The organism is Streptomyces sp. NPDC006430, assembly GCF_040612395.1.
Lineage (GTDB): Bacteria > Actinomycetota > Actinomycetes > Streptomycetales > Streptomycetaceae > Streptomyces.
Genome location: NZ_JBEXQA010000104.1, coordinates 1 through 1,746, shown reverse-complemented (window position 1 = coordinate 1,746; position 1,746 = coordinate 1). Strand labels below are relative to the sequence as shown.

At 69.2% G+C, this 1,746-nt stretch carries 3 protein-coding genes; 1 reads left to right on the top strand and 2 read right to left on the bottom strand.

All coding sequences use genetic code 11. The annotated features are described in order from the left end of the window. Positions 1 to 250: YbaB/EbfC family nucleoid-associated protein (locus ABZZ20_RS36790; RefSeq protein ID WP_356877406.1), on the bottom strand; the 250-nt coding region annotated here is incomplete at its 3' end. Continuing rightward, entirely contained in the window at positions 247 to 1,059 is an 813-nt protein-coding gene (locus ABZZ20_RS36785) for a hypothetical protein (protein WP_356877404.1), read from the bottom strand. The genes ABZZ20_RS36790 and ABZZ20_RS36785, both read right to left, overlap by 4 nt. Between ABZZ20_RS36785 and ABZZ20_RS36780 the strand changes: the two genes are divergently transcribed. Further along, positions 1,049 to 1,746, top strand: a 698-nt coding sequence (locus tag ABZZ20_RS36780) for a hypothetical protein (protein ID WP_356877402.1), incomplete at its 3' end; no start/stop codon positions are given. The two genes, ABZZ20_RS36785 and ABZZ20_RS36780, sit on opposite strands and share 11 nt — an antisense overlap.

The following is a 1,746-nucleotide window of genomic DNA, read 5'->3' as shown; positions in this document are numbered from 1 at the left end:
TGGCGCGGTACTTGCCCTCCAGGAATCTCAGTTCCGTCAACTCGCCCTGGTGGCCCACCGTGACCTCCACCGCACGATCCCGGGAACGCACGGTGAAGGAAGCTTCACGCAGTTCCGCCTCGGCCCTGGCGACGGCCTCCTGGGTCGCTTCGAGTTCGGCCACGGCCTGCGCCAGCCTCTCCTCGATCGACGCCAGTGGCGCCGCCGACTGCTGGGACCTGCTATCGCCGTCGCTGTTGCCCTTGTTCATCTTCCGATCACCGCCGGAGCTCCTCCTTCGTCCTTGCCCCACACGTCTTCGTCCTCCTGCACCCAGCTGGCCCGCCGGCGGTCGCCGGATTCGGTGGACTGGCCACCCTGACCACTCGGGTCGCCCGTCGGGAGATAAGGCGTGGACGACGTGGTGACGGGGCGTCCGCCCCGGGTGAAGACCACGTCCTCTTCCTCATCGGCCCTTGCCGCACGCGGCCTCGACCTGCGCAGCGCGGCACCGTCGTTGTCACTCAGCACATTGCGGACCCGTTCGCTGTTCGATCCGCCCCCACCGCCCCCACCCATGCCCCCCATGCCCATGCCGCCCATGCCCATGCCGCCCATCGCCATGGGGTTCAGCGGCACTCCGCCCTCGGCCGCACTCGCCGCGGAGTCGGTGGATTCGGCGGCGGGTGCGCGGAGCGAGCCTCCGTTGTAGGGAGTGCTGTCGTACTCCTCGTAAGAGCTGCCCCCGGCGGCGGCCGGGACAGTGATCGACCCGAGCGAGGAGGAGCCGGATCCCCCGGAGCTGAGCGAAGAGAAGCCGGAGCCGGCAGAGTTGAGCGCGGCCTCGCCGGGCTGGGAGGAGTAGAGGTCGGGCAGATCCGGCAAGCTGCCGCCGCCACTAACGGTGGAGCTACCCGCCGCCGGATTCAGCTGCGTGGTGGTGACCGAGCCATCCGGCCGGGTGGTCGTCAGGGCACCGTCAGAACCGACCGTCTGCGTCGTACCGTCCGGGAACACAGTGGTCAGCGACCCGTCCCGGCCAAGGGTCGTCGTACTGCCGTCCGGATTGGTGAACTCCACCCCCCGGTTCAGCGAGCTGGTACTCGTCGTCCCGTCCGGCGACGTCGTGGTCACCGTGCCGGTCCTGGGGTCGACCGTGTCCGTGACACCACCAGGGAACAAGGTCGACAGCGACCCGTCCGAATTGAGGCGGGCGGTACCACCGCCGGGCGTGGAGAAGCTTCCCGCCACCGGATTCAGCTGCGTGGTGGTGACCGAGCCATCCGGCCGGGTGGTCGTCAGGGCACCGTCAGAACCGACCGTCTGCGTCGTACCGTCCGGGAACACAGTGGTCAGCGACCCGTCCCGGCCAAGGGTCGTCGTACTGCCGTCCGGATTGGTGAACTCCACCCCCCGGTTCAGCGAGCTGGTACTCGTCGTCCCGTCCGGCGACGTCGTGGTCACCGTGCCGGTCCTGGGGTCGACCGTGTCCGTGACACCACCAGGGAACAAGGTCGACAGCGACCCGTCCGAATTGAGGCGGGCGGTACCACCGCCGGGCGTGGAGAAGCTTCCCGCCACCGGATTCAGCTGCGTGGTGGTGACCGAGCCATCCGGCCGCCTGGTGGTGACGGCCCCGTCGGACCCGATGCTCTGGACCGTCCCGTCCGGGAACGTCGTGTCCACCGAACCGTCCGGCTTCAGCGTCGACTTACTGCCGTCCGGGTTGGTCACCACCCCGCCCGGCGCCAAGGTGGTCTTCGTGGT